Source organism: Bordetella genomosp. 5, assembly GCF_002261475.1.
In the GTDB taxonomy this organism is placed as follows: Bacteria; Pseudomonadota; Gammaproteobacteria; order Burkholderiales; family Burkholderiaceae_B; genus Bordetella.
This window is the reverse complement of the sequence record NZ_NEVN01000001.1, coordinates 542572-565028: the sequence shown is the minus strand read 5'-3', so window position 1 is coordinate 565028 and position 22457 is coordinate 542572. Positions and strand designations below refer to the sequence as shown.

Genomic DNA, 22457 nt, shown 5'->3' with positions numbered 1-22457 from the left:
TCTGTGTGAAGCGACAGCGGTGGGCCGATCGGCCCGCCCTGCCGGGTGCCACGTATGCTAGCAGAGCGTCATTCGCCTCGCGCCAGCCGCTCGGCCGTGGCCACCACGCGCATCAGGAAGGCCGAGCTGTCGTCCTTGCGGTAGCTCACGATCACCGGCGAGGTGAAATCCGCCGCCGCGATGGGCACATAGCGCACGTCGGCGCGATGAGCGCGCTGCACCGAGGCCGGCACGACGGTCACGCCGATCGCCGCCGCCACCAGCCCCAACGCGGTCTGCAATTCGTTGGCCTCCTGCACCACCTGCGGCGCGTGCCCCGCCTCGCGGAACAGGCCCAGCACATGATCGGCATAGTTGGGCCGCGGCCGGGCCGGATAGAGCACGAAGGGCTCGGCCGCCAAGGCAGCCACCGTCACGCGCTGGCGGCTTGCCAGCCGGTGCGACATCGGCAGCGCCGCCACCAGCGGCTCGTTCATCAGCACCCGCCGCTCGATGGCGGGGTCGTCGAACGCAATGCGGCCGATGCCGAGGTCGATGTGCCCGCGCTTGAGGGCTTCGATCTGCGGCAACGAGGTCATTTCGGTGAGGCCGACCTCGACCCGCGAATCGGCCTGACGCACCTGCCGGATCAGCTCGGGCACGAAGCCGTACAGCGACGACGGCACAAAACCGATCCCGAACCAGCGCGTGGCCTGCGCCCCCAGCCGGCGCGTGCCGGCCACCACGTCGTCCAGGCGCGCGGTCAGCTGCAGCGATTGTTCATAGAAATAGCGGCCCGCCTCCGTGAGGCGCAGCGCGCGAGGCGCGCGCTCGAAGAGCACGACGCCGAGTTCTTCTTCGAGCTGGCGGATCTGGCGCGACAGGGGCGGCTGCGCGATGTGCAGCGTGGCGGCCGCGCGCGTGAAGCTGCCCTCGCGCGCCACGGCCTGGAAATAACGCAGATGACGAAGTTCCATGGATGGATACCTTAAAGGTATGGATGGAGACCAATATAGTCTTGGACGGCCACGCTGGGCATGGGGATACTGGTTTTCGTCCACTTTTCATCGTTTCAGGTATGACTGCCATCACCCTAGATTCCGTCGAGACCCTGCTGGTCGACCTGCCCACCATCCGCGCGCACCAGCTCGCCATGGCCGTGATGCAGCGCCAGACGATGGTGATCGTGCGGGTGCGCACCAGCGACGGCATCGAAGGCATCGGCGAAGCCACCACCATCGGCGGCCTGGCCTACGGCGAAGAAAGCCCCGAAGGCATGAAGCTGGCGATCGACACGTATCTGGCGCCGGCGCTGATCGGCGAGGATGCCACCAACGTGAACGGCGCGATGCGCCGGCTCGACAAGATCGCGCGCGGCAATCGCTGCGCCAAGTCCGCCCTCGAAACAGCCCTGCTCGACGCGCAGGGCAAGCGTCTCGGCGTGCCGGTGAGCACGCTGCTGGGTGGCGCCGTACGCCGTTCGCTGCCGGTGCTGTGGACGCTCGCCAGCGGCGACACCGCGCGCGACATCGACGAGGCGCACGCCCTGCTCGAGGCGCGCCGGCACAACACCTTCAAACTCAAGGTCGGCCGCCGCGCGGTCGCCGACGATGTGCGGCACGTGGCCGAAATCAAGCGCGCGCTGGGCGATCGGGCCCGCGTGACCGTGGACGTGAATCAGGCCTGGAACGAGGCCGACGCCGCCGGCGCGATCGCAAAGCTTGAAGAGGCCGGCGTCGACCTGATCGAACAACCCATCGCCCGCGACAACCGCGCCGGCATGGCGCGCCTGGCGGCCCGCTTCGTGGTGCCCATCATGGCCGACGAAGCCGTGTGCACGCCCGAAGACGCGCTCGAGCTCGCCCGTCTGGGCGCGGCCGACGTGCTGGCGCTGAAGATCGCCAAGTCCGGCGGCCTGACCGGCGTCATGCGCGTGGCCGCGGTGGGCGATGCCGCCGGCATGGCGCTCTACGGCGGCACCATGCTCGAGGGGTCGGTGGGATCCATCGCCTCGGCTCACGCCTTTTGCGCCCTGCCGACGATGGCCTGGGGCACCGAATTGTTCGGTCCGCTGCTGCTGAAAGACGACATCGTCGCGACGCCGCCGACCTTCACCGATTTCGAAATGCACCTGCCGCCGGGCCCGGGTCTGGGCATCGTGCTGGACGAAGACAAACTGGCGTTCTATCGCCGCAAAGACTGAACGCCCACGCAGCGGTCACGGTGGCAGCGCGCACGCCGCGGCGCGGGCCACAATAAACACAGGAGACAAACCATGCAGATCAAACAATCCCTCGCGCGCCTGGCCACCGGCCTCGCGCTGTGCGGCGCCGCGCTCGCCGCGCCGCTGGCCGCGCAGGCCGCCGGCTACCCGGATCGTCCCATCAAATGGGTCGTGCCGTTCCCGCCGGGCGGCGCCATGGACAGCATTGCCCGCACGCTGGGCGAAGCCATGGGCCGTGAACTCGGCACCTCGTTCGTCGTGGAAAACCGCGCGGGCGCGGGCGGCAACATCGGCGCGGCCACGGTCGCGCGCTCGGCCCCCGATGGCTACACGATCATGATCGCGGCCAACGGCATGGCCGTGAACCCCGCGCTCTATCGCGACATGAATTACGACCCGCAGAAGGACTTCGCGCCGATCTCGCTGCTGGCCGTCGTGCCCAACGTACTGGTCGCCAACGCCGAGCGCAGCACCGCCAAGAGCGTGCAGGACGTTATCGCGCAAGCCAAGGCCAAGCCGGGCCACTACACCTACGCCTCGGCCGGCGTGGGCACCTCGATCCACCTGGCGGGCGAACTCTTCGTCTCGCTGGCCCAGGTCGACCTGCTGCATGTGCCGTACAAGGGCAGCGGTCCCGCCGTCGCCGACCTGCTCGGCGGTCAGGTCGACTACATGTTCGACAGCATCACCTCGGCCAAGCCGCACATCCAGGCCGGCAAGCTGCGCGCGCTGGCCGTGACCACCGCCAAGCGCTCGTCCGCCCTGCCCGACGTGCCCACCATGGCCGAAGCCGGCGTGCCCGGCTACGAGCTGATGCCCTGGTTCGCCGCCTTCGCGCCCGCCGGCACCCCGCCGGAGATCGTGGAGCGCCTGAACAGCTCGATGCGCAAGGCGCTGTCCGACCCCAAGGTGAAGGACGCGATGGCCTCGATCGGCGCGGAGCCCATCGGCGGCAGCCCCGTCGAGCTGCGTGATCACCTCGCCAAGGAAACCGCGCAGTGGGCGGTGCTGGTGAAAGAGCGCAACATCAAGATCCAGTAAACACGTCGCGGCCTCGTGCCGGGAAGTGCTGCGGCCCGCGGAAGCGGGCCGTTTTGCGTTGTGGCGAGCCGCCGCGTTCGAGCAGGAGTCAGCATCGAGGAATACACTAGCTCGCACAAGCTGAGCGCCCGCGTTCAAGGCGGGCGCAACCACGAGGATCCTGTCGTGAATTTCATTTTCCGCGGCGACGAGCTGCTGGTGCGCGAGGACGGCATCGAACTGCCCGACGCCACCGTCTGTGAAGGGCTCGGCGTGCGCGTCGAGAGCATGCAAACGATCTGGTTCGGCCGCGACCCGCACCAGCGCACCACCCACATCGCCCGTGACGCCGAAGCGCCCGCCGGCTACGCGTTTCGCAAGCTGCGCGCGCTGCTCTCCGAGCTGGGCGAGCACGGTCCGCTCGCCGGCCGCGCCTTTCAGATCGCAGAGTGGGTGCGCACGCATCGATTCTGCGGCGTCTGCGCCACGCCCATGCAACAGGCGGGCCACGAGCTGTGCCTGACGTGCCCGTCTTGCGGCCTGCATGCATACCCGCGCATTTCGCCGGCGATGATGGTGCTGATCAAGCGCGGCGATGCGCTGCTGCTGGCCCGCCACGCCCGCTATGCGCAGGCGCGCTACACCGCGCTCGCCGGCTTCGTCGAGCCCGGCGAGAGCATCGAAGACGCCGTGCACCGCGAGGTCGAGGAAGAAGTCGGCCTGAAGGTGCGCGACCTGCGCTACTTCGGCAGCCAGTCCTGGCCTTTCCCGCACTCGCTCATGATTGCGTTCACGGCCGAGTATGCGGGCGGCGACATCCGAGTCCAGGAAGACGAGATCGCGGACGCGCAGTGGTTCGGGCCCGGTGAGCCGTTTCCCGACATCCCGATGCGCGAATCCATCGCGGGCAGGCTGGTGCGCGCCAATCTGCCGCCGGGCGTGCGGGTCGACTGAAAGCGGTAGTGGCCGGGCAAGGGTGGCAGGTCAGGCCGGCCGCATTTCGCCGGCCGCGCCTAGCCGGCCGCGCCTGGCCGGCCGCACCTGATTGGTCGCGCCTCGCCGGCCACACCTCGCCGGCCGCACCTGGCCGGCCACACCTCGCCGGCCGCCTCACACCGGCACGGTCAAGTAGACCGCTTCGCGTCCAACGATCGGTACGCGCGCCGGCATGAAGATCGTGCAGTCGTCGCACAGCGCCCGGATCTCTTCGTCGCCGTTCACGGCGATGAGCTCGTCCTTGGCGAACGTCTCGAAGCCGATCACCGGTCGCGCGAAGTGGAAGTCATCCGACTTCACCACATGCACCTGCAGCAGCTGGAATCGCTTCGGCGTGATGGGCGCGGCCTGTTGCGCATCGATCAGGCCGAAATGCGCCAGGAAGCGCAGCGTCGTGTCGGTGGCCAACTCGGCCGCCGAGCGCGCGAAGTGCTGACCGCACTCCACCACCAACGACCCCAGGCTGTTCACCGCATCGCCGCCATGACGGCCGTAGCCGATCAGGGGCGAGCCCGGGCCCTTGCCATTCGGCATCAGCAGATGCACGTCGGGCGCGCCCACCGCGGCCGCCAGCGCGGCATTGCGCGGCGAGTCGTAATACACCCAGAACGGCCGCACCGGCGCGCTCGTGGAATGAATATCGAGCACACAGTCGGCCGCATCGATCACCGGACGCAGCTCGCGCGCACGGCGCAGCTCGGGGCTGTCTTCCGACCCGTCGAGCATCTCGGTGGTCCAGATGCGGTTCAGGTTGTGCACCAGCTGCCGATTCTCGTAGGGGCGCTCGGCGTCGAACGCCTCGTACGCTTCCACATGCGCAAAGCTCACGGTCAGTGTCCCGATCTTCGGGCGCACCCCGGTATCGAGCAGATGCGTCGCCGCCACCATGCCGCAGATCTCGTTGCCATGCGTGAGGGCATTGATCAGCACGTGCGGGCCCGGCTTGCCGGACTCGAAACGATGCACGTAATCGATCCCGGTGTTGCCCTGGCGATAGGCGGAGATGTCGCGGGGCAGGACTTCGAGAGGCGGAGGCAACGGTTGTGCGGACATGAGCGGCTCGCGTTGAGGGAGAGAGCCCATCACGATAACGCAGTTCGCCGCCCTGGCCGCCGCGCGAATTCACTGATCCGTCTCAACCCGGCGCCAACAAGGTAGCGCACAGCCGCCTCTTCCTGCGATGATGTCCGTTTTAACGTCAACCGGAGGATCGCGGGATGGGTATGTTGGCCATCGTCATTTCATTGGCGCTATTGATGTATTTCGCTTATCGCGGTGTCACGGTGCTGCTGCTCGCACCGATCATGGGCGCGATAGCGGTGGTGCTCTCGGGCGATAGCAGTTTCCTGCTTCCCATCTACACCTCCACCTTCATGACCGCGCTGAGCGGTTATGTGCTGCAGTTCCTGCCGATCTTCCTGCTCGGCGCGCTGTTCGGCCAGCTGATGGCGGACTCCGGCGCGGCCAACACGCTCGCAAGGTGGATCGTCAACAGCCTCGGCCCGCGCCGCGCGATCCTCTCGGTGGTGGTGGCCTGCGGCCTGCTCACCTACGGCGGCGTGTCGCTGTTCGTCGTGGCCTTCGCGCTCTATCCGGTGGCCGTCAGCCTGTTCAAGGCCGCCGACCTGCCCAAGCGCCTGATTCCCGGCACCATCGCGCTGGGCGCCTTCACGTTCACCATGACCGCGCTGCCCGGCACGCCGTCGATCCAGAACGCCATCCCCATCCCCTACTTCAACACCAACGTCTTCGCGGCCCCGGGCCTGGGCCTGATCGGCGCACTCGTCATGTTCGGCGGCGGCCTGTGGTGGCTGCAAAGCCGCGCGGTCAAAGCCCACGCGGCGGGCGAAGGCTTCGGCGAACACGGCGAGGCCGACGAGCAGACCAATCCCGATCAGCCCGCCGAACAGGGCCGCTGGTCGGTCATGCCGGTGCCGCTGGCGCTGCTGCCGCTGCTGCTCGTGGTCGGCGTGAACGCACTCTTCACCTACGTGATTTTCCCCGGCATGGACTTCGCTTTCCTGGGCGAGCGCTTCCAGAATGTCGATCCGCAAAAGACCACCGGCCTCTGGTCGCTGATCATCGCGCTGGCCGTCGCCTGCCTCACGCTCGTGCTGATGCGCCTGGGCAAATGGGAAGACCTCAAGGGCACCGTGAACAAGGGCGTGTTCGGCTTCATGCTGCCGCTCTTCAACACCGCCTCCGAGGTCGGCTACGGCGCCGTCATCGCCAGCCTCGCGGGCTTCGCCATCATCCGCGACGCCGTGCTGAACATCTCGCCGACCAACCCGCTGATTTCCGAGGCGGTCGCGATGAACGTGCTGGCCGGCATCACGGGCTCGTCCTCCGGCGGCCTGAGCATCGCGCTGCAGACACTCGGCGCCGACTACCTCCGCATGGCCGAAGCCGCCGGCATCAGCCCCGAGCTGCTGCACCGCGTGGCCGTCATGGCGGCGGGCGGCATGGACACCCTGCCCCACTGCGGCGCCATCATCACGCTGCTGGCGATCTGCAAACTGAATCATCGCCAGTCGTACCTCGACATCGCGGCCGTCACCATCATGATCCCGCTGCCGGCACTGGCGCTGGTGATCACGCTCGGAACGATGTTCGGCAGTTTCTAAGTTTGAAGTGAGCTTGCTGCGGGCCATCGGCCCGCGGCAATAAGTACTGGAGCGAACCTCAAGCAACGCGGGTAGCTGGCGTGACGCGTTCGTTGAGATCTGATGTGAAAACCGGGAACGAGCGGCCGGAATCGCTGAAGTGAAGAAACCGGACGCCAGCTCGCTCGCCACGCCCTTGCCCCTCTAAAAATCGCATGATACTTATGTGCGAGGCGTTCCGCGCGCCGCCCTTACTGCCCCAAGCAATCAGGTGAAAAGGCTTGGCCTTTAGCCACGCACGTCCACTGAGTGCAGCGAAGCTTCAACATTCATCAAGGCAAAGCTCCATATGGATCGAAGAACACTTCAGCAGCACAAAAAGACGCCGAAAGTCCTTTCCGACCTTCCCTCGTTCTCGCCGCTAAGAAAGCACACATTACCCGGCCAGTATCGTCGGCTGGGCCGCCCTCGAGCGCAGGGCACCAACATGATCACGGTGTCCGAATCGCATCGCGTGCTTTTTATCTGGCGCGATGGCGCGATTCTGACGGATCGATCGTTCTATGCCTACCTGATCGAGCTCCTTTCTGGCGGCAATTTTCGAACGCTGCTTGAGTTCCACTGGCATCCCAGCCACAAGGGTTTTCACTGCGTGACGCCCTGCGGATCCGACGCCGACTACACCAACCGTATGCTGCATGGCTGCACAGAGCTCAAGGTCAAGACGCGCCGCCTGGATTCCGCGAAGGCGGCAGACAGGCTGGCATTGATTGAAATCTTCTGCCGCATCTGCGGCATTACAATTGATAACCCGCACGACGGACAGTCTGCTCGGCTATGGAATTGACCCGAACTATCAAGCAGGCCATTTGCGCCTTATTTGAAGTGCACGCCGATGAAGGTGGCGTGCAGCGCGTCGTCACGCCGCTTCAGTACTCCGGCAGCGGAGATCACATCGTGGTTCGAGTACGTGCGAATGAGCATGGCTTCACCGTCGACGAGAACGGCGAGTCCTCTCTCTATGCATCCATGGCGGATGGTGACGTCGAACTCGAAGCGGTGCAACGCTGGCTGGCAGATCTGCCAACGTACTCCCCGGTCTCAATAGACGAGGACGAAGTCCTTCGCGCGCACGCTTCCGACGAGCGCCTGATCCCCGCCTATATCTTCCGAGTAGCGGAAGCTGCACAAAGCCTATACGCCCTCGCGACAGCCCGCCAGCCACGCAAGGAGAGTGACTTCAAAAAAAGAGTGGCTGAGGCCGTCGAAGCGGCCGCAGCCACGCTCGGCTTCTCTTACGAGAATGACGTCATCTTGCCGATTGCAGGAGACTTCAAAGCGGACCACGTGATATCAAGCTCGCCTCCCCTTATCGTCATAGCTGCCACCGGAATTCAGCGCTTGCTGGAAGCCGAGATTGTTCACATGCGCTACCAGCAAGAAGGCTTACCCGGCTTCGTTCTGGCCACGGTGGAAAGCCAGCGGTCCGTCGGCGCCAAGCAGTTCGAGCGAGCAAACTACTACACCGGGAAGACCGTGAGTTTTAGCGCAGCGGACTTCAGCAGCCTCCTGGCTACACAGATTCATTGAGTTGTCACTCGCGTAGCAGAGTCGTTCTGAAGCCCCTCACACGGCAGATGGTCTCACCGGCTATTGCTCACCTTGCAGCGCGCGGTGAACGTACCCCCGGTCGCGTCGGCCGTCGCGTTGGACGGCCCGTGCAGCGAGGCCAGTAGAAGACCCTTGGTGGGATAGAGCGAATACACCATGATCTCGGGCCCATCGGGCACCAGGAACGTGATCAGGGCAGGACGGCCATCGATGACATCCGCGAGCTGTTCGCCGGGCGGCTCGCCGGCGTCGGTGGACGTGTGGCGGATGATGCCCTGCTCGGGCCGCGCGCTGTCCCACACCAGCGTCCAGGTGCTGTTCTTGTAGCCCGCCTTCTTCTGCACAGGCTCTGACTTGCCCGCGGGCACGTGGAAAAACGTGCCCTGCGGGCTCTTGCATTCGGCGCTCAGTTGCACCGCCTGGGCGGTGCCGAGGGATGCGGCAGCGAGGCTGGCAACAAGCAGGGAGCGAACGAGAAGACGGCGCATTGGCAAACTCCTGTGGCACGCGGGCGCAGCCCGGCGGTGGGACGACCGGGACGCAGCCCGGCGGTGGGACGACCGACGACTTTATCACCCGAAACCGCTTATCGGTCTCTGCCCGCGAGTTCGCCGCGCCCTGTCGCCGTGCGGTGACGCGTCGGAGGCATCTTTCGCTGTCGCCGTGCGGTGACGCGACGAATGCATCTTTCGCTGTCGCCGCGCGGTGACGCGACGGATGCATCTGTCCATGTCGCCACGCGGTGGCGCGACCGGGGGCATCTTTCCCGTCGTGGATCTATGCCGATGCCACGCGCGGCCGGGCGATTACCCAGTCTCGACTGAAGCGGCGTCTATTCCTAGAGCAAGGAAGCGGTGATTTCGTCGGCGATGCGCCGCACCGCGGCTAGCATCGGCACCTGCTGGCGCGGTCCGCCTTCATGCAGCGAGGTGACCATGGAAATCCCGACCGAGGCCAGCGGGACCCCATGGCGATCGAGCAAGGGCGCCGCAATGCAGGAGACGTGCGGGTTACTTTCCCCGTCGTCGAACGCAACCCCCTCATCGAGCACTCGATCGAGTTCGCGGCGCAACTGCTTTGCCGAGGTGATCGTCGTCTCCGTCAGGCGGCGAAAATGCATCTGGGCGATGAGCCTTTCCTGGTCGGCGGGCGACATATGCGCCAGGATGGCCTTGCCGACCGCGGTGCAGTAGAGCGGCTCCCAGTCGCCGGCGGCCTGACGCACGGAAACGATGCTGTCACTGGGCATGACTTCGAGCAGAATGGCCCGGTCGCCCTCGATGATCGCCAGGTGCGAGGTCTGGCCCGTCAATTCCGAAAGTCTGCGCAGGTAGGGCCGGGCGATGTCGACCAGGGCCTTCGGCTGGCGCAGACTCTTGGCCCAGTACTCAATGCGCGCGCCGACCGTGTAGGTCTTGTCCAGCGGGTTCTTCTGCGCGAGGCCATGGCGTTCCAGCGTATTGAGAAAACGCAGGGCCGAACTCTTGTCGATACCGAACTCACGCGCCACGTCGACAATGCGGATCGGTTCATCGGAATCGATCAGGAACTCGAAAATATTCAGCCCCTTGTCGAAGGAGCCGATGATGGCATTGGGGCCGGGTTTCTCTGGCGCGGTTTCGCCGGCACGGGGCTCGACGTGAGGCATGAGGGCGGACATGGGCAAATCAACCATCGGTTGCGACGGTGTCAGAGCGTTCGGAGAACTTGATTCTAACTGACAACATTGCCATGCCACGGCGTCCTGCCCCCCGCGAATGCGGGTAGGCAGGGCACCGTCATTACGTCGGGGCGTCGTCGATTTCGGCGAGGAACCCGAGCATTACCGGCGAATCGAGCGGCATCACCATATGGCCGAGCGCGGTGCGGCAATGCGCCACGCCCAGCACCTGAGTGAGCAGTTCGGAGGCGCCATTGAGGACATGCGGGATGTCCTTGAACTCCATGGTGCAACCGACATGGCCGTCGAGACGGACCAGCCGCACCCGGGCCAGGTCTCCGCCCGCGGCTTCCTTCAGCTGCGCCAGCCCGGCCAGCGCCGCCAGGCGCGCTGCATCGACCGCCTGCTCCGTGCTCACTTCGGCGCCGACGCGGCCGGTGTAGGCCAGCTTGCCCTCGCGCCAGGGAAACTGGAACGAGGTGTGGACCAGATTGCCGGTGCGAACCCAGGGCACGTACGCACCGACCCCGGCGCGGGCGGGCTGCAAGCGGTGGCCCATCGCCGCGAGGCGGGTTTCGGGATGATTCTCGGGGTACATCGTCTGCCTCCTTGTTCTCGTTGTTTTTTCAGGCTCTCCAGCGAGCGACGATGGCTGGATTGCGCTTCATCCAATCGGCTGCCGCAGCCATCGGACTGAGCTTGCGGACGTTGATCAGGTAGTCGAGCTCGGTCATCGCGGCGTTACCCAGCGTCACCCGGCGCAGGCTGGCCAGTGCGTCGGCCGGCAGCAGGTGGCGGGCATCGTTGCGGATGAGCAGCGTCGCCTGATCCTTGCCGCGCAACAGACCTTTCGGCTCGGCCAGTTCGCGGATCTTGTAGGTATGGTGCAAATGCTGGGGCTGCCAGAGCGGCACGACCACCCAGCGTTTTTCGGCGACAGCGCTCTCGAAGGCCCGCTCCATACCGGCCTGCGTGCCGTTGCGGAACTCATAGCCGAGGGTGTCGAGGCCGTACTCCTTGACGATCTCGCGCGAGAAGCGGCTGATCCCCGCGCCTGGCCCGATGCCTTGGATCACCTTGGTCATCCGGGCCACGACTTCCGGCTTTTTCAGATCGGCAACGGCGGACACTTCACCGGCCGGCACATAATCCGGCACCCCCCACAGCGTGTACGGCTCGTACAGCACGGTCAGCTTCTCGACTTCCGAGACCATCGGCGCCAGATAGCCGCCGTGGCTGCCGGGCAGCCAGGCCGAGGCGAGCATGTCGACCTCGCCCTTGCCGAGCATTTCGAACATCTTTTCGTGCGGCGCTTCCTTGACCTCGGTCTCGATGCCCTGCAACGCCAGCAACTGGCGGGCGATGGAGCCGCTGGCGGCATGGAAGGACAGCGCGATCTGGCCGACGACCAGCTTGCGGCCGGCCATTGCCGCGCGAGCGATACCTGAGGCACCGGCGGCCAGGATGCCGGCGGACGCGGCGAGAAAGTATCGGCGATTCGGATTCATGGTGAGTTCCTTAATGAAATGACCACCGGCCTCAGGCCAGCGCCTTGTACAGTTCGCGCAGCAAGGCCGGATGGGCCCGGATGCGTTTCATCGACATCGTCTTTCTTTCCAACATGGGCGAGCTCAGTGACCGACCCCGAGGTAGCGTTCCTGCAACTCGGCATCGGCTGCGAATTGGCACGACGGCAGATCAAGCACGATCTCGCCCGACTCCATCACCAGCATGCGTTCCGACAGTGCGACGGCAAGCCGGAAATTCTGTTCGACGACGAGCAGCGACATCCCCTCTTCGTCCACCAGCCGGCGCAACACCCCCTGCAAGTGCTCCACGACCAGCGGCGACAGGCCTTCCGACGGTTCGTCGAGAACCAGCAGGCTGGGGTTGAGCAGCAGTGCGCGGCCAATCGCCAGCATCTGCTGTTCGCCGCCCGACAACTGGTTGCCGCGATTGCGCCGGCGCTCGGCGAGGCGGGGAAAGGTGTCGTACACCCGCTCCACCGTCCACGCGCCGGGCCGGATGCCGGCGGTCAGCGTGAAATGCTCGTGCACCGAGAGCGACGGAAAAACCCGCCGCCCCTGGGGCACCAACGCCACGCCCAGGCGCGCCATCTCGAAAGGCTGCACCCCGGCCACCTCGCTGCCTTCGAAATGGATCGACCCTTCGATACGGTCGACCATGCCCATCAGCGATTTGCACAGCGTGGTCTTGCCGACGCCGTTGCGCCCGACGATGGCAAGCGCCTCGTTGCCGATGCTGAAATCGATGCCGTGCAGAATCGGCATGCCGCCCAGCCACGCAGTGACGTTATGGAGCTTGAGCAGAGTTTCCATCAGCCCTCTCCCAGATAAATCTTGCGCACCAGAGGATTGACGCGGATTTCGTCCGGCTTGCCGGAAGCGACGATTTCGCCGTCCTTCATCACCGTCACTTCGTCGGCGATCTGCAAGGCAACGTTCATGTCGTGCTCGATCATGATCAGCGTGATGTCACGCGACAGGTTGCGGATCAGTTCCAGCAGCAGCGGCCGTTCGGCCGGACTCAGCCCGGCCGCCGGCTCGTCGAGCAGCAGCAGGCGAGGCGTTTGCATCAGCGCCATGCCCAACTCCAGCTGACGCTGCTCGCCGTGCGACAGCTCGGCCACAGGACGGTGCTCACTGTGTTCCAGACCGACCGCCGCCAGCACCTCGCGCACCTTGCGCGCGCCCTCGTCGAGACGACCTGGCCGCAGCACGCCGAAACGGCCGGGCCGGCTGCCGCGCCAGGCGACGCTCAGGTTCTGTTCGATGCTGATGCCCTTGAACAGCGACGAGGTCTGGTAGGTGCGGGCAATGCCCAGGCGCGCCCGGCGATGCGCGGGCAGCGCGGTGACATCTTTGCCGTGGAACACGATGCGCCCGGCGCTGGGCGGAAAATCGCCCGCGATGATATTGAACAGCGTGGTCTTGCCGGCACCGTTGGTACCGAGCAAAACGCGACGCTCCCCTGGGGCGATCCGCAGGTCGACGCCGGCGATGGCGCGCAAGGCGCCAAAGCGGCGTTCGACCGCGTCGACATGCAGTGCCAGCACGCTCATGCCGCGCCGCTCACTTGCAGACCGGGTTGTCGCGCGAAGCCGGACCGGCGGCGAGGAATTCCTCGCGCGGCACGCCCAGCGTCTGGTTCACCTGCGGACTGACCTTGACCACCTTGTTGTAGAGGCTGCCATCAGGACGCCGGGCGACTTCGGTGACGAAGGCATCGGCGATCACCTGACGGTTCTGGTCGAGGCTGTAGATGCCGGTCGGCGTTTCGAACTTGAGTTGGCGCAGCGCCGCCTTCAGCTTGTCCTGGTTGCCGGAGACGTCGCCGCCTGCCTGTTCCAGAGCGAGCAGCGCCGCCTTCATGCTGATGTAGTAGCCGTGCGCCATGCTCGACGGCGCCGACAGCGCATCGGGAAACTTGGCGCGATAGCGGCGTACGAATTCCTTCCACTTTGGATCCTCGTTCTCGTCGGCGCTGGAACTGGCCGACGGAATGCCGACGACGCGCTGCTGGAACGGCCCGCGGCTGTTCAGGACGATCGAGTCGACGGTGATCGAGCCGCCGATCAGCGGCGCCTTGCCGCCGGCCTGGTAGTACTGGCTGAGGAAATTGACCGCGTCGGCCCCGCCGAGCACGACGAACACGGCGTCGACATCCTTGGGAATGCGGGCGATCACCGTGCTGTAATCCTTCGTGCCTAGCGGAACCCAGAAGCGGCTCGGCACCTTGCCGCCCTTGCGGCAGAACTCGGTGACAAAACCGGCGACCTGGGCATAAGGGAAGCCGTAGTCCTCGGCCACGACGGCGACATTGCGATACTTTTTCTCGTCGTAGACGTAGTTGCCCAGGCCGGCAACGCGCTGCGCCCCGTCCGTGCTGAAGCTGAAGAAGTTCGGGGCGGGGTCGCGCAACGTCGTTTCCTGCGCCGCTGCGGTGCCGTTCACGAACGTCTTGGCCGGGATGGTCTTGGCCAGCTCTTTGATGGCCAACCCTTCGCCGCCCGACAAGGGCCCGACGATCAGGTCGACCTTGTCCTGGTCGAGCAGCTTGCGCGCCTTGGTCACGGCGACATCGCCCTTGGCGTTGGTCGATTCGCGGATGACCTCGATCTTCTTGCCGGCAATGCCGTTCTTGAATTCTTCGAGCGCCAGGTCGATGCCGCGACTCCCATCCTGACCGAGCGCGGCGAGCGGCCCCTCGAGAACGAGCAGGGTGCCGATTTTCAGCGTCTGCTGGGCCTGTGCGACACCGCCTGCCAGCACCAGGCCAACGGCGGCAATGGCGCCGGCCAGCCGGGTAGGTTGCAGTTTTTTCATTTCAAGGTCTCCATGATTTTTGTAGGTACCGTAGCGGCTGCGTGGCTCGGTCGGCCGACGCAGCCGGGTCAAGCGGCGCGACGGCGTTGCATCGCCGCCTGCAGACGGCGCGCGATGCCGAGCAGACCGTCCGGAGAAAACAGGACGATCGCGAGGAATATCGAGCCGATCAGCAGGTTGAAACGATCGGCGCCAACGATCGTTCCGGCGAAGTTCTGAAGCAGGACGTAGAGCACGGCCCCGATGAAGGCACCGGCCGGGTGGCGCAGGCCGCCGACCACGGCCATGATGAGGATGGCGGTGATGCCGCCGAGATCGACCGAGCCCGGCGAAATGCGCTGGTTGTACCAAACCATCAACACACCCCCGAGCGCCGCCGGCACGCCGGCCGCGGCAAACGCGGCCACCTTGATCGCCAGCACCGAATAGCCGAGCGCCGCCGCCTTGCGCGGATCGTCGCGCACCGCTTGCAAGGCCAGCCCGGCCGGTGTCGCGACGAGGTAGCGGATACCGGCATAGAACGTCGCTGCGACACCGAGGCAGATGAAGTAAAACAATTGCGCCTCGCTGCGGATCGGCCGCTCGAACAACTGCGGCACCGCCACCCCTTGCAGGCCATTGAAGGCGTTGAACACGGTGTCGTTCTGCTGGACAAGGAAGAAAAAGCCCATGCCGATGGCGAGCGTGATCATCAACAGATAGATGCCTTCGGTGCGCGCCGCGAGAAAGCCGACGAAGATCGAGAACAGCACCGCGACGAGTACGGCGAAGGCGACGGCCAGGGGCCAGGGCAGCGGCACTCCCATCGCCTCGGCATTGACGCTGGTCAGCGCGAGCGCGTAGCCGGCGACGCCGGCCACCGTCATCTGGGCGAGCGAGACCATGCCGCCGTAACCGGCAAGAAAGCTCAGCGACAGGGCGACCAGGCCGAAGAAGAGGCTGGGCGCACCGATGTTGAGCACCCAGAAATCCGGCATGAGAAACGGATAGAGCACGGCCCAGCAGAGCAGCGCCAGGTCGTAGCGGATCAGGCGGGTTTCGAGCGGCGTGGACATCAGGCTTTCCTTCCGAACAGGCCGGCCGGCCGCAAGGCGAGCACCCCGGTCATCAAGACATAGATCAGCATGTAGGCGTAAGTCGGCAGGTAGGCCAGACCCCACTGCTCGACCAGCCCGACCAGCACCGCACCGACCGCCGCACCGACGATGCTGCCCATGCCGCCGACGATGGTGACGACCAGCGACGAGAGCAGGTAGCGCGCATCCTCGCCGGGCGATACCGAGAGCACCGTGCCGCCGAGCACGCCCGACAGGCCGGCCAGCGCGGCCCCGACGGCGAACACGAGCACGAACAGGCGCGAGGTGTTGATGCCGAGCGCAGAGAGCATCTCGCGGTCGTCGACGCCGGCCCGGATGGCCACCCCGAAGCGCGTCCGGTGCAGGCCCAGCCAGAGCAAGATGCCGATGGCTAGCGCCACCAGCAGCAGATTCAGACGCAGCAGCGGATAAGCGCCGATCAGCGGCAGTTCGACGCTGTGCTGCAGGAACTCGGGCGGCTGGAACTGCAAGGTCAGGCTGCCGAACCTGGCGAGCAGCAGGTCGGCGATGACGACCGACAGGCCGATGCTGACCAGTGCCTGGCGCAGGTCCTCGCCCTGCATCCAGTCCAGAAAGAAGAGATGCATCGCCATGCCGAGCACGGCGACGATCAAGGCCCCGGCCAACACCGCCAGGTACCAGCTGCCGCTCCACTCGCCGACCTGGTAGCCGAGGTAGCCCCCCAGCAGGTAGAGCGAACCGTGCGCCAGGTTGACCGAGCGCATCAGGCCGAAGATCAGCGTGAAGCCGACTGCCACCAGAAAATACAGGGCCGCCACGGTCAGCCCGTTCAGGGTCACCGTCAAGAAAAGACTCACCGGGCACTCCCGATGGCGACGCCCGCGTCGTCGGCGATCCAGCTGGCCTGTTCGCTTTGCTTGAACATGAATTCGAACGTGATGCCGTTCGGATCGACGACGAACACCTGGTGCAGCCCCTCGCCCGGTACCGTGCGCGGCTGGTACGGGTAGCCGGCCTTCTTCAGACGCTCCTCGAATCCGGGCAGGCCCTCGCAGTTGAACGAAATGTGATCGACCACGCCGCTGCCGGAAGTCTGGCCGCGGTCGCCAAGGTAGCGCACCAGTTCGGCGTCGCCGGTATCGCGCGCCATCATATGGAGCACCGGCAAACCGGCCGCCGAATACATCCAGTAGCCGGGAAACTTGAAATCGGGGCGGTTGCCGACCCGCAGGCCTACCACCTCCTCGAAAAAACGGCGGGTTTCTTCCAGCTTCGGGGTGCGCAAAGTGAAATGGTTGAGGTCGATGGCTTTCACTTCTGTCTCCTGCTTCATTGTTGATAAATAATCAACCGGTTGATTATTTAGTTACGATGCAGTTATAGAAGGCTGGCCATACGAGCGTCAAGGCAGTTGCCGCTTCGGGGACGCATCTCTCGTCCGAGTATTGGGTGCGCAGCGGTAGCGGGGACGACACAGCCGCGTTCCGGGGAGAGCGTGACCGCCCCAACGGGCGGCGAGTGGCGGGTGTGCGGCCGCACTCGCCGGGCGCCGCGCTGCCGGACCTCGAGGGGGAGATCGCGTCGTACGGCGGGCGCACGAGAGCCGCTCGCACGTTCGCTAAGCGCAGACGGAAAACAAAAACCCCGCGAGGAGCATCGCTCCCGCGGGGTTTTTGTTCAGGGCTTGCGCCCTGATTGTTCTGGCGGACAGAGGGGGATTCGAACCCCCGATACGCTTTTGACGTATACACGCTTTCCAGGCGTGCGCCTTCAACCGCTCGGCCACCTGTCCTGATTTGGAATCGGCTTTCGTGGCTCTTGCGCCGGGTCAAACCACGGGCGCAAAGGAACTACCGAAAACGCGAATCCGCGATTCTAGCAGAATCGCCGCGACTGTGGGGAGGGCCGATGGCGCGACCGCCACGCCGCGCATGAAAAAGGGACGCACCACCCGGGAGTCCGGTGGCTGCGCCCCGTCCTGCTCTGCGCCGTGCCAGCGGGCAGCTGCGCTAGGGCTCGATCTGCCGATACGAAAGCACGGTGCCGTCGGTCGCAGCCTCTTCGAGCCGCACGCGGAAGCCCCACAGCCGGCCCAGGTGCTTCATCACCTGGTCGGCCTCGCCGCTGTCGAGCGGACGGCCGCGGCTCTGGGTGTGGCGCAGGACCAGCGAGCGGTCGGACTCGCGGAAGTAGCGCACCACCTGGATGTCGGGCACCTGGTTGTCGCGGTTGTGTTGCGCGGCCAGCAGGCGGCGCACGTGGCGGTAGCCTTCGTCGTCGTGGATCGCCGCGATCTCGAGCTTGGGATTGGACTGGTGGTCGGCCACGGCGAAGAAGCGGAACTCGCGGATCAGCTTGGGCGAGAGGTACTGCGAGATGAAGGACTCGTCCTTGAAGTTGCGCATGGCGAAGTCCAGCGTCTTGACCCAGTCGGTGCCGACGATGTCGGGGAACCAGCGGCGGTCTTCGTCGGTGGGGTTTTCGCACATGCGGCGGATGTCGGTCATCATGGCGTAGCCGAGCGCGTACGGGTTGATGCCGCCGTAGCCGCGTTCGTCGAAGCCGCGCTGGCTCACGACATTGGTGTGGCTGGCCAGCACCTCCATCATGAAGCCATCGTTGACCTGGCCGCGCTGATGCAGGCGGTTGAGCAGGGTGTAGTGCCAGAACGTGGCCCAGCCCTCGTTCATCACCTTGGTCTGCGTCTGCGGGTAAAAATACTGCCCCACCTTGCGCACGATGCGCACCAGCTCCTTTTGCCAGGGCTCGAGCGTGGGCGAGTACTTCTCGATGAAGTACAGGATGTTTTCTTCGGGCTCTGGCGGGAACACGCTGCGCTTCTCGGCCTCGGGCGCGGCGGGCATTTTGGGCACGGTGCGCCACAGGTCGTTGAACTGGCGACGTGCATGTTCTTCGCGCTCGGCCTGACGCTGCGCCTCTTCACGGTACGAGATCGGCGCGGGACGCTTGTAGCGGTCGACCCCATGCATCTGCAAGGCGTGGCAGGAGTCCAGGATGGCCTCGACCGCCTCGATGCCGTGGCGCTCTTCGCACTCCATCACGAAGCGGCGCGCGAACACGAGATAGTCCAGCACGCCGTCGGCGTCGGTCCACTGCCGGAAGAGGTAGTTGTTTTTGAAGAAGGAATTGTGCCCGTAGCAGGCATGCGCGATCACCAGCGCCTGCATCGCCATGGAGTTTTCTTCCATGAGATACGAGATGCACGGGTTCGAATTGATCACGATCTCGTAGGCCAGCCCCTGCATGCCCTTGCGGTAGTACTGCTCGTTGCGGATGAACTCCTTGCCGTACGACCAGTGCGGATAGCCGATGGGCAGGCCCGCCGAGGCGTAGGCGTCGAGCATCTGCTCGGAAGTGATCACCTCGATCTGGTTGGGGTAGGTGTCGAGACCGTACTCGCGCGCCGTGGCGGCGATGACCTCGTCGTATTGCTGGATCAGCTCGAAGGTCCATTCGGATCCCTCGGAGATGGGCCGGGCACGCCGGACCGCCTCCAGCTCGGCGCGCGAACCCGCGATGGCGTTCATGCGACCTCCTTCTTGAACAGGTCATGAAACACCGGGAAGATCTCCCCGCGTTCGCAGATGCGGCGCATCGCGAAGTGCGGCGCGGTCTCCTGCTCGTACTCGGCCCACAGGCTGCTCTTGCGCGCCTCCTGCGAGTCGGGCACTTCGATGTAAGCGAAGTAGCGCGTGGCGGGCAGCAGCTTTTCGGCCAGAAAGCGTGCGCTCTTGCCCGCGTCGGCGCCGAACGAATCGCCGTCGCTGGCCTGCGCCGCGTAGACGTTCCAGGCAGATGGCGAGTAGCGCTCCTGCACGATCTCATGCATCAGCTCGAGCGCCGACAACACGATCGTGCCACCGCTCTTGGGATCGTAGAAGAACGTGTGCTCGTCGACCTCTTCGGCGTTGTCGGTGTGGCGGATGAAGACCACCTCGACACGCTCGTACTTGCGCGAGAGAAAGAGGTACAGCAGCGTGAAGAAACGCTTGGCGAGGTCTTTCTTGCCTTCGTCCATGGAGCCGGACACGTCCATCAGGCAGAACATGACCGCGCGTGCCACCGGCACCGCCACCGGCACGCGGTTGCGGTAGCGCAGGTCGATCTCGTCGAGGAACGGCACGCGGGCCGAACGCCCCCGCGCTTCGTCCACGCGCAGCTGCAGGGCTTGCAGACGCACCTCGTCGGCGCCCTCCTCCAACGCCTCGGCCAACTCGGCCTCGGCCTGCTCCAGCTCGCTGCGCGCGTGCAGCCCGAGTGCGACACGCCGTGACAGCGAGGCGCGCAGGGTGCGGTTGACGCTCAGCGTGCTGGGCGAGCCCGTGGTGGTGTAGCCGGCCCGTTGCCAGCGCTTCTGGGACACATCGCCCAGCTGCGTGCGCACCAGGTGCGGCAGTTCGAGGTCTTCGAAAAAGAGATGCAGAAACTCGGCGCGCGAGAGGCTGAAGGTGAACTGATCCACCGACTCCCCCTCGCCCGGCTCCGAGCCGCCACCGCCCTCGCCGCCCTGGGGCCGGTCGATGGTGTCGCCCTTGGCGAACTCCCGGTTGCCCGGGTGCACCATTTCGCGGTCACCGCCCTGCCCGTGGCGGAAATGCGGTTCCGAGATGTCCCGGGCGGGAAGGTTGATCTCCCCGCCCTGGTCCATGTCGGCGATGGAACGCTCACGGACCAGATCCTGTACGGCTTTGCGGATCTGTTCCTTGTAGCGCCGCAAGAAGCGCTCGCGGTTGACGGCGCTCTTGTTGCGGCCATTGAGACGACGATCGATGAGCGAATTCATGGTTCACCTCGCTCAGGATGACTTCCTCACCCTAAGGTACCACTCGCACAACAGGCGAACCTGCTTCTCGGTGTAGCCCTTGTCGACCATGCGATCGACAAAGCTCTGATGCTTGCTCTTGTCCTCCGCCGATGCCTTGGCGTTGAACGAGATCACCGGCAACAGGTCCTCGGTATTCGAGAACATCTTCTTCTCGATGACTTCGCGCAGCTTTTCGTAGCTGGTCCAGTTAGGATTGCGGCCGCCGTTGTTGGCGCGGGCGCGCAGCACGAAATTCACGATCTCGTTGCGGAAGTCCTTCGGATTGGCGATGCCCGCCGGCTTCTCGATCTTCTCGAGTTCGTCGTTGAGCGCGCCGCGGTCGAAGCTCTCCCCGGTTTCGGGATCTCGGAATTCCTCGTCCTGGATCCAGCAGTCGGCGAAGGTCACATAGCGGTCGAAGATGTTCTGGCCGTACTCGGAATACGACTCGAGATACGCCGTCTGAATCTCCTTGCCGATGAACTCCGCGTAGCGCGGCGCCAGATAGCCCTTGATGAAGTCGAGATAGCGCCGGCGCGTTTCTTCGGGGAAGTCTTCGCGGGCGATGCGCTGCTCGAGCACATACATCAGGTGCACCGGGTTGGCCGCGACTTCGGTCTGGTCGTGGTTGAACACGCTGGACAGGATCTTGTACGCGAAGCGCGTCGACACCCCGTTCATGCCTTCATCGGTGCCGGCGTAATCCTTGTACTCCTGCAGCGCCTTCGCCTTCGGATCGACGTCTTTCAGGCTTTCGCCGTCGTAGACCCGCATCTTGGAATAGACGCTGGAGTTCTCGGGATCCTTGAGCCGGGTGAGCACCGAGAACTGCGACATCATGTCGAGCGTGCCCGGTGCGCAGGGCGAGGCCGAGAGCGAGCTGTGGCGCAGCAGCTTCTCGTAGATCTTCACTTCCTCGGAGGTCTGGAGGCAGTACGGCACCTTGACGATATAGATCCGATCGAGGAAGGCCTCGTTGTGCTTGTTGTTGCGGAAGGTCTGCCATTCCGACTCGTTCGAGTGCGCGAGAATCGCGCCGTTGAACGGGATCGCCGAGAAGCCTTCGGTGCCCTTGAAGTTGCCTTCCTGGGTCGCCGTCAGCAGCGGATGCAGCATCTTGATCGGCGCCTTGAACATCTCGACGAACTCGAGCAGCCCCTGATTGGCCAGGCACAGGCCGCCCGAGTAGCTGTAGGCGTCGGGATCGTCCTGGGAATAGCGATCGAGCTTGCGGATGTCGACCTTGCCGACCAGAGACGAGATGTCCTGGTTGTTTTCGTCGCCCGGCTCGGTCTTGGCGATCGCGATCTGACGCAGCACCGAGGGGTTGAGCCGCACGACACGGAACTTCGAAAGATCGCCGTCGAATTCCTTGAGCCGCTTGACCGCCCACGGCGACATGATGCCGCTCAGATAGCGTTTGGGAATGCCGTAGTCACGTTCGAGTTCGTCGCCGAAGCGCTCGGGATGGAACAGGCCGAGCGGCGATTCGTTGACCGGCGATCCCTTGAGGGCATAGATGGGATAACGCTCCATCAAGACCTTGAGACGTTCGGCGATGGAGGACTTGCCGCCCCCCACGGGCCCCAACAGATAAAGAATCTGCTTGCGTTCTTCGAGCCCCTGAGCGGCATGCTTGAAGAAGGCGACGATCTGATCGATCACCTCTTCCATGCCGTAGAACTCTTTGAACGCCGGGTAGCGGCGTATCACGCGGTTCGAGAACAATCGCGAGAGTCTCGGATCGTTACGCGTGTCGATGAGTTCGGGTTCGCCTATGGCCGCGAGCATGCGCTCGGCAGGACTGGCATAGACCATGGGATCACGCTTGGCCAGGTCCAGATATTCCTCAAGGGAAAGTTCTGATTCCTGCTCCCGCGCGTACTGGGACTTGAAGCCTTCGAGGATGCTTTGCACGGCCGACCCTCCTACGGGTGCCGTATCCAAAATAATCGGATACGGTTGAGTCCATTGTGTGCTTCCTATACCAGCCAAGCTAGTCATTCTTGCGAATGAGCCTCCACCACATTATGTAGTCGTAGCACTTTCGCCACACACAATAGACAGAGATGAAAGACCCCTTCAGAGATTAGGCCCCGTTCATGCGCCACAAGTTCCGGGCTGCGGCGAATTTA

21 protein-coding genes and 1 tRNA gene are annotated in these 22457 nt (G+C 64.8%); 6 read left to right on the top strand and 16 right to left on the bottom strand.

The window, feature by feature from the left end; genetic code table 11:
• Positions 1–68: 68 nt before the first annotated feature.
• A complete protein-coding gene (locus CEK29_RS02660) occupies positions 69–956 on the bottom strand; it encodes a LysR family transcriptional regulator (RefSeq protein ID WP_094798636.1) in 888 nt (295 codons plus the stop codon).
• Between the two features lie 101 nt (positions 957–1057).
• On the opposite strand from CEK29_RS02660, the gene CEK29_RS02655 reads away from it, so the two are divergent.
• The 3 genes from CEK29_RS02655 to nudC all read left to right on the top strand — a co-directional run bounded on the left by CEK29_RS02655 (position 1058) and on the right by nudC (position 4177).
• Positions 1058–2182: a muconate/chloromuconate family cycloisomerase gene (locus CEK29_RS02655; protein ID WP_094857244.1), complete on the top strand. Its 1125-nt coding sequence runs from the start codon at positions 1058–1060 to the stop codon at positions 2180–2182.
• Positions 2183–2254: 72 nt separating this feature from the next.
• Positions 2255–3244, top strand: coding sequence for a tripartite tricarboxylate transporter substrate binding protein (locus tag CEK29_RS02650; RefSeq protein WP_094798634.1), 990 nt, complete (start codon positions 2255–2257; stop codon positions 3242–3244).
• Positions 3245–3409: 165 nt separating this feature from the next.
• Complete coding sequence (gene nudC, locus CEK29_RS02645; protein ID WP_170948371.1) at positions 3410–4177, top strand: NAD(+) diphosphatase; 768 nt, start codon at positions 3410–3412, stop codon at positions 4175–4177.
• 156 nt (positions 4178–4333) lie between these two features.
• On the opposite strand, the gene CEK29_RS02640 is transcribed toward nudC, so the two are convergent.
• Positions 4334–5272 (bottom strand): succinylglutamate desuccinylase/aspartoacylase domain-containing protein, encoded by a 939-nt coding sequence (locus CEK29_RS02640; protein WP_094857243.1) that lies wholly within the window; start codon positions 5270–5272, stop codon positions 4334–4336.
• 164 nt (positions 5273–5436) lie between these two features.
• Between CEK29_RS02640 and CEK29_RS02635 the strand changes: the two genes are divergently transcribed.
• The 3 genes from CEK29_RS02635 (at position 5437) to CEK29_RS02625 (ending at position 8412) form a co-directional block, all read left to right on the top strand.
• Complete coding sequence (locus CEK29_RS02635) at positions 5437–6843, top strand: GntP family permease (RefSeq protein ID WP_094857242.1); 1407 nt, start codon at positions 5437–5439, stop codon at positions 6841–6843.
• A gap of 328 nt (positions 6844–7171) precedes the next feature.
• The gene (locus CEK29_RS02630) at positions 7172–7669 is read left to right on the top strand and encodes a hypothetical protein (RefSeq protein WP_141218289.1); all 498 of its coding nucleotides are present in this window, start codon (positions 7172–7174) and stop codon (positions 7667–7669) included.
• On the top strand, positions 7660–8412 hold the full coding sequence (locus CEK29_RS02625) for a hypothetical protein (protein ID WP_255176046.1): 753 nt from the start codon (positions 7660–7662) through the stop codon (positions 8410–8412). Before CEK29_RS02630 ends, CEK29_RS02625 begins: the two co-directional genes overlap by 10 nt.
• 53 nt (positions 8413–8465) lie before the next feature.
• On the opposite strand, the gene CEK29_RS02620 is transcribed toward CEK29_RS02625, so the two are convergent.
• The 14 genes from CEK29_RS02620 to CEK29_RS02555 all read right to left on the bottom strand — a co-directional run bounded on the left by CEK29_RS02620 (position 8466) and on the right by CEK29_RS02555 (position 22239).
• The gene (locus CEK29_RS02620) at positions 8466–8921 is read right to left on the bottom strand and encodes a hypothetical protein (RefSeq protein WP_094857240.1); all 456 of its coding nucleotides are present in this window, start codon (positions 8919–8921) and stop codon (positions 8466–8468) included.
• A gap of 350 nt (positions 8922–9271) precedes the next feature.
• On the bottom strand, positions 9272–10093 hold the full coding sequence (locus CEK29_RS02615; RefSeq protein ID WP_176456819.1) for an IclR family transcriptional regulator: 822 nt from the start codon (positions 10091–10093) through the stop codon (positions 9272–9274).
• A 121-nt stretch (positions 10094–10214) separates the two neighbouring features.
• On the bottom strand, positions 10215–10691 hold the full coding sequence (locus tag CEK29_RS02610) for an Atu1372/SO_1960 family protein (RefSeq protein ID WP_094798628.1): 477 nt from the start codon (positions 10689–10691) through the stop codon (positions 10215–10217).
• Between the two features lie 28 nt (positions 10692–10719).
• Positions 10720–11601, bottom strand: a complete 882-nt coding sequence (locus CEK29_RS02605) for a glycine betaine ABC transporter substrate-binding protein (RefSeq protein WP_255176045.1) — start codon at positions 11599–11601, stop codon at positions 10720–10722.
• 123 nt (positions 11602–11724) lie between these two features.
• A complete protein-coding gene (locus CEK29_RS02600; RefSeq protein WP_217903854.1) occupies positions 11725–12432 on the bottom strand; it encodes an ABC transporter ATP-binding protein in 708 nt (235 codons plus the stop codon).
• A complete protein-coding gene (locus tag CEK29_RS02595; protein WP_094857238.1) occupies positions 12432–13175 on the bottom strand; it encodes an ABC transporter ATP-binding protein in 744 nt (247 codons plus the stop codon). The genes CEK29_RS02600 and CEK29_RS02595 overlap by 1 nt, the downstream gene beginning before the upstream one ends.
• A 10-nt stretch (positions 13176–13185) precedes the next feature.
• A complete protein-coding gene (locus tag CEK29_RS02590) occupies positions 13186–14439 on the bottom strand; it encodes an ABC transporter substrate-binding protein (RefSeq protein ID WP_094857237.1) in 1254 nt (417 codons plus the stop codon).
• A gap of 68 nt (positions 14440–14507) precedes the next feature.
• Positions 14508–15494: a branched-chain amino acid ABC transporter permease gene (locus CEK29_RS02585; protein ID WP_094857236.1), complete on the bottom strand. Its 987-nt coding sequence runs from the start codon at positions 15492–15494 to the stop codon at positions 14508–14510.
• Complete coding sequence (locus CEK29_RS02580; RefSeq protein WP_094798622.1) at positions 15494–16354, bottom strand: branched-chain amino acid ABC transporter permease; 861 nt, start codon at positions 16352–16354, stop codon at positions 15494–15496. The genes CEK29_RS02585 and CEK29_RS02580 overlap by 1 nt, the downstream gene beginning before the upstream one ends.
• Positions 16351–16812, bottom strand: coding sequence for a VOC family protein (locus CEK29_RS02575; RefSeq protein ID WP_094798621.1), 462 nt, complete (start codon positions 16810–16812; stop codon positions 16351–16353). Before CEK29_RS02575 ends, CEK29_RS02580 begins: the two co-directional genes overlap by 4 nt.
• Positions 16813–17198: 386 nt before the next feature.
• A tRNA-Ser gene (locus tag CEK29_RS02570) sits at positions 17199–17289 on the bottom strand.
• A gap of 217 nt (positions 17290–17506) precedes the next feature.
• Positions 17507–19045, bottom strand: coding sequence for a SpoVR family protein (locus tag CEK29_RS02565; protein ID WP_094798620.1), 1539 nt, complete (start codon positions 19043–19045; stop codon positions 17507–17509).
• Positions 19042–20301, bottom strand: a complete 1260-nt coding sequence (locus CEK29_RS02560) for a YeaH/YhbH family protein (protein WP_094857234.1) — start codon at positions 20299–20301, stop codon at positions 19042–19044. The genes CEK29_RS02565 and CEK29_RS02560 overlap by 4 nt, the downstream gene beginning before the upstream one ends.
• Positions 20302–20313: 12 nt before the next feature.
• Positions 20314–22239 (bottom strand): PrkA family serine protein kinase, encoded by a 1926-nt coding sequence (locus CEK29_RS02555; protein ID WP_176456818.1) that lies wholly within the window; start codon positions 22237–22239, stop codon positions 20314–20316.
• Between the last annotated feature and the right edge of the window lie 218 nt (positions 22240–22457).

What these genes read in the sequence shown, in the direction of transcription:
- CEK29_RS02660 (WP_094798636.1), bottom strand. Translation starts at nt 956, where the DNA reads ATGGAACTTCGTCATCTGCGTTATTTCCAGGCCGTGGCGCGCGAGGGC.
- CEK29_RS02655 (WP_094857244.1), top strand. Translation starts at nt 1,058, where the DNA reads ATGACTGCCATCACCCTAGATTCCGTCGAGACCCTGCTGGTCGACCTG.
- CEK29_RS02650 (WP_094798634.1), top strand. Translation starts at nt 2,255, where the DNA reads ATGCAGATCAAACAATCCCTCGCGCGCCTGGCCACCGGCCTCGCGCTG.
- CEK29_RS02640 (WP_094857243.1), bottom strand. Translation starts at nt 5,272, where the DNA reads ATGTCCGCACAACCGTTGCCTCCGCCTCTCGAAGTCCTGCCCCGCGAC.
- CEK29_RS02635 (WP_094857242.1), top strand. Translation starts at nt 5,437, where the DNA reads ATGGGTATGTTGGCCATCGTCATTTCATTGGCGCTATTGATGTATTTC.
- CEK29_RS02630 (WP_141218289.1), top strand. Translation starts at nt 7,172, where the DNA reads ATGGATCGAAGAACACTTCAGCAGCACAAAAAGACGCCGAAAGTCCTT.
- CEK29_RS02625 (WP_255176046.1), top strand. Translation starts at nt 7,660, where the DNA reads ATGGAATTGACCCGAACTATCAAGCAGGCCATTTGCGCCTTATTTGAA.
- CEK29_RS02620 (WP_094857240.1), bottom strand. Translation starts at nt 8,921, where the DNA reads ATGCGCCGTCTTCTCGTTCGCTCCCTGCTTGTTGCCAGCCTCGCTGCC.
- CEK29_RS02615 (WP_176456819.1), bottom strand. Translation starts at nt 10,093, where the DNA reads ATGTCCGCCCTCATGCCTCACGTCGAGCCCCGTGCCGGCGAAACCGCG.
- CEK29_RS02610 (WP_094798628.1), bottom strand. Translation starts at nt 10,691, where the DNA reads ATGTACCCCGAGAATCATCCCGAAACCCGCCTCGCGGCGATGGGCCAC.
- CEK29_RS02605 (WP_255176045.1), bottom strand. Translation starts at nt 11,601, where the DNA reads ATGAATCCGAATCGCCGATACTTTCTCGCCGCGTCCGCCGGCATCCTG.
- CEK29_RS02600 (WP_217903854.1), bottom strand. Translation starts at nt 12,432, where the DNA reads ATGGAAACTCTGCTCAAGCTCCATAACGTCACTGCGTGGCTGGGCGGC.
- CEK29_RS02595 (WP_094857238.1), bottom strand. Translation starts at nt 13,175, where the DNA reads ATGAGCGTGCTGGCACTGCATGTCGACGCGGTCGAACGCCGCTTTGGC.
- CEK29_RS02590 (WP_094857237.1), bottom strand. Translation starts at nt 14,439, where the DNA reads ATGAAAAAACTGCAACCTACCCGGCTGGCCGGCGCCATTGCCGCCGTT.
- CEK29_RS02585 (WP_094857236.1), bottom strand. Translation starts at nt 15,494, where the DNA reads ATGTCCACGCCGCTCGAAACCCGCCTGATCCGCTACGACCTGGCGCTG.
- CEK29_RS02565 (WP_094798620.1), bottom strand. Translation starts at nt 19,045, where the DNA reads ATGAACGCCATCGCGGGTTCGCGCGCCGAGCTGGAGGCGGTCCGGCGT.
- CEK29_RS02560 (WP_094857234.1), bottom strand. Translation starts at nt 20,301, where the DNA reads ATGAATTCGCTCATCGATCGTCGTCTCAATGGCCGCAACAAGAGCGCC.